Origin of the sequence: Klebsiella sp. MS 92-3, from assembly GCF_000195655.1 — a bacterium.
GTDB classification, from domain to species: Bacteria; Pseudomonadota; Gammaproteobacteria; order Enterobacterales; family Enterobacteriaceae; genus Klebsiella; species Klebsiella pneumoniae.
Genome location: NZ_GL882866.1, coordinates 17,692 through 23,039, shown reverse-complemented (window position 1 = coordinate 23,039; position 5,348 = coordinate 17,692). Strand labels below are relative to the sequence as shown.

Below are 5,348 nucleotides of genomic sequence, written 5' to 3'. Positions count from 1 at the left end.
GGGGGGGGGGGGGGCGCGCGCCGCCGGCGCGCCAGCGGCGCGAAATATGACGGGCAATTACGCGGTGGCGCGTTCGTTCCAGCTATCGGAGTGAATGATGTTGCCGTCTTTATAGGTCCAGGTGATCTTCTCGTAGCGCAGCTCAATCTGTTCCAGATGGTTGTGCTTCTCGTAGGCGGGGTTTTTGATGTCGTGCATCAGGGGATTCACTTTTACCACCTTGACGTTCTCAAGTTTGGTATTGAAATACTCCACTTCCTGGCCGGCATCGTTGATTCGGTACCACTTGAACTCAGCGGATTTCAGGGTCTGGCCGGTGGTCACTGCCTTGTACAGGTAGGGGCTGGAGGAGTCGATCTCCTTGGTGAACAGGAACGGCGTATGAATACGCGTGCCGGTCAGTTTGCCGGTGTTGTTATCGGTCGGGATGTACAGGTTATGCTCCTGAGCCACCACTTCGATACTGCCTTCACGATCCTGAACGTCGACAGACCCTTTAATGTCCGCGCCGCCGTCGTCTTTCAGCCAAAGATAAACAGGAATTGCCATGGAATTACTCTCCATTGTGTAGTGAAGCGCCATCATCCTGGGATGACGCAGAGGGTTGGTCCGGTAACCGGCAGGCGTCTACCTGCGGCACCAGACTGATTTCGACACGACGGTTCAGCGCACGGCCTTCCGGCGTATCGTTTGTTGCAATTGGTCGGCTTTCGCCATAGCCCTGAACGGCAAAGCAGCTGTCCGGCACGTCGCCGGTATCGCGCATCCAGTCGCGGACCGATTCCGCACGTTTCAGCGACAATAGCTGGTTGGCTTTTTCCTCACCCACGCTGTCGGTGTGACCCGCCACCACGATCAGCCACCCGGGCCTGGCCTTAATGTCCATCAGCGAGCTGACCAGCCGCTTTGTCGAACCAGGCTTCAGTACCCATTTCCCGGTATCGAATAGCGACATGCTGTCAAGGCGGATGACGTTCGGGGCAACGCGCTGCACCGGCCTGGGCGGAGGCGGAGGCGGCACGTAACCGCGAATCGCCTCCAGCAACGGCAGGCGAATCTGCTCCCCGCGATATAAGCCCAGACTCAGGCGCAGCGGGACGCCGTTACGCGCCCAGCTATCAAGCAGCGCGGCATCTTCACGCAGCACCCTGACAGCGCTGGCTTTTGGTCGATAATCATCCATCGCAATCCGCTCATAACGCGCAATATCGACGCCAACGCGCTGCAGCAGTTGTCGATTGTTCCAGCCACTGCTGAGCAGCGCGGCGACAGCCGCGAGGGTGAAAATCGCGAGCGCCGCGCGCCAGGCCCTGCCTCGTGGCGTGAGTCCCCGTCCCGCCGGTAACTGCGGCAGGATGAATTCCGGCAAAGCTGAAGCGTCCCCGGTGCCGCTCTCATCTGGCTGCCAGCCAGCTACCCGCGACAGGCCGCTATGTCGGGATAACCACGTCGTCCAGGCCGACGATGCCAGACTTCCGGGCAGCGAGGGCCCGAGGCCCCACAGCACGGCCGCAGGGGTCAGAGGTGGCAGGTCGGTATTCTCTTCCGTCAACACGGCATGGACGTGCTGTTCAGACCAGCCCATCAGGCTGTTCATCAGCACCTGCTGCTCCAGCGCGGCCGCCCCGCCGGCGCGTACCCAGGCCGGTACGGAACAGGGGGCGCAGGAGGGCTGCCAGACTTTCACCGCTTCACCCGGTATCGCCGCCTGCCACAACAGGTCGCGACTCATCGCGCTGCCCACCTGCCCCTGCAGCGCCAGCGGTACGGCATACCCCGTCTGCTGGCGCAGCTGGCTGAGTTGCCAGCGCAGGGCCAGCAGAGCGCTGGTCAGCGCATCGCTTTGCGCATGCCGCTGCGGGCAGACGCAGAGCAGCACCGACAGCTGAGGCCCCCATTCCGGCCGCTGGCTCAATACCTGGCGCGCGACCTGCTGCAGCTCCTCCGTCTTTTCAACGCGGATCCAGCAGCCCTGTTTGACGACTCGCACCGGTGACGCTGGCGGCCAGACACACGGCAGGTCGCCGCAAACGAGGACCACCGGCTGGCGATAAGCGCCCTCCGGGAGAGGGGCCAGGGTTGATGCGACGTTACGTCCGGTACGACGACTGGCGATGCGCCAGATCCCGATGATCAGGGCCAGCGTGACCAGCAGAATGAGCCACGCCCCCCAGCGGGGAACCGGCAAAAATAGCAGGCACACCAGCGCACTCAGCAGACTGGCCCACAGCGCCAGCCCACGCTGCTGCGCGGGGCTCATTTCACCTCCCCCGGTAACAAGGTCAGCAGCAGGTGATCGAGCCAGTGGTTGAGCCCCCACCACAGGGCGAGTACCACCACCACGCTCAGGCCAATACGTACCGGCCATGGGGCCAGCCAGCCGCTTATCCCCAGACGGGCGCGACTCTCTACCAGTACGGGAGCGGTAGCCGGGCACTGAAAAGGAGGAACACGCTCACCGAGCGCGTTGACCAGCTTCAGGCGCTCGGGGTCGTGGAGGGAGCGAAAGCTGCCAATAAAACCCAGCAGCATCACCCGCTGAAAACAGGTGACCACGGCCAGGTTGGGCGCCGGTTCACGCAACACATCACGCATCCGCTCGCACAGGGTGTCGCCGGCGTCCATGGTGCCGAGGAAGTGCCCCTGCAGCGGAATGTCATACCACTGCAGGCAGGCCTCATCCTCCACGCCGCGCCCTTTCACGGCTTCATCGAGCAGCGCGCACTGGGCGGTGAGAATATGCTGACAGCTGGCGTCATCAAGCCCGCTCGCCTTCAGCTCATGTTGCACGCGCTCGACATCAGCAATACAGCGCTGCCATAGCGTGTACCCTTCCTCATCGCGGAACTGCGGGCCGTGGCGCAGGCTGATAACCTGCAGCCAGGTGTTCTGCAGCAGCACATCAATATCAATGGACGCGGCGTTGCCGCGTTTAGGCTCATTCACGTTCGTAGTACCGCAAAAAGTTCAAGTTCAGGCTCACCGAGCATCCCCGGGACGTAAAACATACAGGTGCCGCTCTGCAGCATTTCCGTCGCCAGGGGGTGGGACACATCGAGGCTGAAATACTGATTTTCCAGACGCAGCGGGATCGCCGCCGGCACATGACGCAATGGCGTGAGGGGCACCCCTGTCCGCGAGGAGTTGACGATGGCTTTGACATGATCCGGACTGCCCACTTTGCACTGTCGCGGAAACTGCTCCTGCAGTTGGGCGAACGGTACCGACGAACGAACCGACAGGTAGTAATCAGCCCCTTCCCGCAGCCGGGCATCGTGCAGACGCGCCTGCCAGAAGTGCAGCCGGGCATCATGCTCCAGGGCAATCGCCACCACCCGCGATGGCAGGCTCGCCTCCAGCAGGTCGCTCAGTAAATCAAACAGCGGCGGAAAAACCGCGTTCAGCTGGTCATGCTGATAGATCGGGACGGCATTCGCCTGATGGGTGAGCGAAAAGGTCAGCAGGCTACCAGCCAGGCGCGCCAGCTCCGGGTAGAGGCGTTCCGGCGGGCTTTGCCGGTAACGCAGAAAGTACCCCAGCACCGGCTCGGCGCTGTTCAGCGCATTCAGCAACCAGAACAGAGAGACATCGGCTACGGCAAAATCAGCCATCCGTTCATTGCTTTCGCGACGCATGGCCATCAGGCGCGTCAGACGAGCCCGGAGCTGGATGAGCAGCTGTTCAAGCTGCGTCGCCAGCCAGCGGCTGCCCTGGATCTGCAGCAGCGGCGGGAGAAACGTCTCGTCGATAAGCCAGGCCCCCTGCGAGTCCCGCTGCAGGCGAACAAGCGGACAGGTCAGGTAATCGCTGTTGTCCTGGTGGGCGAAGCGGAGGGTCAGCTCCGGCTGTATGACGGCAATCTGCCGGGTATCATCCCCAAACTGGTTACGGACATCGCGCCAGCGCTGCCGGAAGCGCGCCGGCCTTTCGGCCACCTCCTCCGGCTTCAGACAGTTGCCGCCATTCGCCTGCATCAGGGGCAGCGCCAGCACGATCACCGCCTCGCCGGATGCGCCGTCCAGCGACAGCGCGGACGGCAGCGCATCGGCATTGTCCGTATCAATCATCGTGCCATCCTGGAACCGGACCTGCAGCCTGTGAGCCTGCAGGCGGCCCAGTTTGAGCATCTCTGGTTCGAAGGTCGCCTCAACCACTCCCCAGGGGTGGTTAAGACCCATCCGGGCAATCACTTCCGCAGTCCAGGCTGCATACGCAGCCTGCTGTTGAAAATGCTGAGGCGACACCATAATGCCCCGGCCCCACAACGGACGTTCCGTTTTCATCATCGTCCGAACCTACGCCTTCGCCTTTGGCATCTGGCTAACCAGCGACAGATTGACGTCCATCCCCTCGACCTGGAAGTGCGGCACCGCGTACAGCTTCACGCGGAAGAAGCCCGGGTTATCCTCGATATCTTCCACCACCACGCTGGCATCGCGCAGCGGATGGGAGGCCTGCAGCTCGTCGCCGGGGTCGGTCATTTCTGTCACCAGGCTCCGCACCCAGGTGTTCAGCTCCAGCTCCAGCAGCCGCCGGTCCTTGGTGGTGCCGATATTCTCGCGCTGGATCATCTTCAGGTAGTGCGCGATGCGCGACAGCAGGAAGATATAAGGCAGACGCGCGTTGATACGGCTGTTGGCGGTGGCGTCGGCGGTATCGTACAGCGCCGGTTTCTGCGCGGAGTTGGCCGAGAAGAAGCAGGCGTAATCGCGATTTTTGTAGTACGACAGCGGGATAAAGCCCAGGCTGGCGAACTCAAACTCCCGCGTCTCCGGGATCATCACCTCGGAAGGGATCTTCACCTGGTTGCCGGTGCCCAGATCGTACAGATGGATAGGCAAATCTTTCACCGCGCCGCCCGCCTGCGGACCGCGAATTTGCACGCACCAGCCGTTGTTAACAAAGCTCTTCACCATATTAGATGCGAAGGAGAACGCCGCGCTGGTCCAGAGATATTTTTCGTGATCCGGGCCCTTCACCTGCTCGACATAGTTGAAGCTGCGCACCGGCACGGTGTCCGGACCGTACGGCAGACGACCCAGCACGCGCGGCATCACCAGGCCGATGTAGCGGGCATCGTCAGTTTCGCGAAACGCCTTCCAGCGGATATATTCCGCACGATCGAAGTAGTTGCCGATATCCTTAATGGCAGCCACCTCTTCCATGGTCTCTTTCAGGAAGAAGGCCGGGCCGACGGCGCCGATAAACGGCATATGGGCGGCCGCAGAGACGCGGGAGATATTGCGCAGCAGCGCCACATCCTGCGGGCTGGCGTCGAACTCATAGGCCGAGATCACCGAGCCGATCGGCTCGCCCCCCGGGGGGGGCTACTCCCCGGGGTAGGGGTG

Annotated in this window: 4 protein-coding genes and 1 pseudogene; all 5 read right to left on the bottom strand. The window is 62.3% G+C overall.

Features of this window, described 5'->3' with window-relative positions; all coding sequences use genetic code 11:
• Positions 1-57 precede the first annotated feature (57 nt).
• Entirely contained in the window at positions 58-549 is a 492-nt protein-coding gene (hcp, locus tag HMPREF9538_RS02180) for a type VI secretion system effector Hcp (protein WP_002902160.1), read from the bottom strand.
• A gap of 4 nt (positions 550-553) precedes the next feature.
• Positions 554-2,260: an OmpA family protein gene (locus tag HMPREF9538_RS02185; protein ID WP_009486324.1), complete on the bottom strand. Its 1,707-nt coding sequence runs from the start codon at positions 2,258-2,260 to the stop codon at positions 554-556.
• The gene (gene tssL / locus HMPREF9538_RS02190) at positions 2,257-2,946 is read right to left on the bottom strand and encodes a type VI secretion system protein TssL, short form (RefSeq protein ID WP_009486323.1); all 690 of its coding nucleotides are present in this window, start codon (positions 2,944-2,946) and stop codon (positions 2,257-2,259) included. Before tssL ends, HMPREF9538_RS02185 begins: the two co-directional genes overlap by 4 nt.
• A complete protein-coding gene (gene tssK / locus HMPREF9538_RS02195; RefSeq protein ID WP_009486322.1) occupies positions 2,943-4,286 on the bottom strand; it encodes a type VI secretion system baseplate subunit TssK in 1,344 nt (447 codons plus the stop codon). Before tssK ends, tssL begins: the two co-directional genes overlap by 4 nt.
• A gap of 9 nt (positions 4,287-4,295) precedes the next feature.
• Positions 4,296-5,321, bottom strand: a pseudogene (gene tssC, locus HMPREF9538_RS02200) (type VI secretion system contractile sheath large subunit); the annotation flags it as partial.
• Positions 5,322-5,348: the final 27 nt, after the last annotated feature.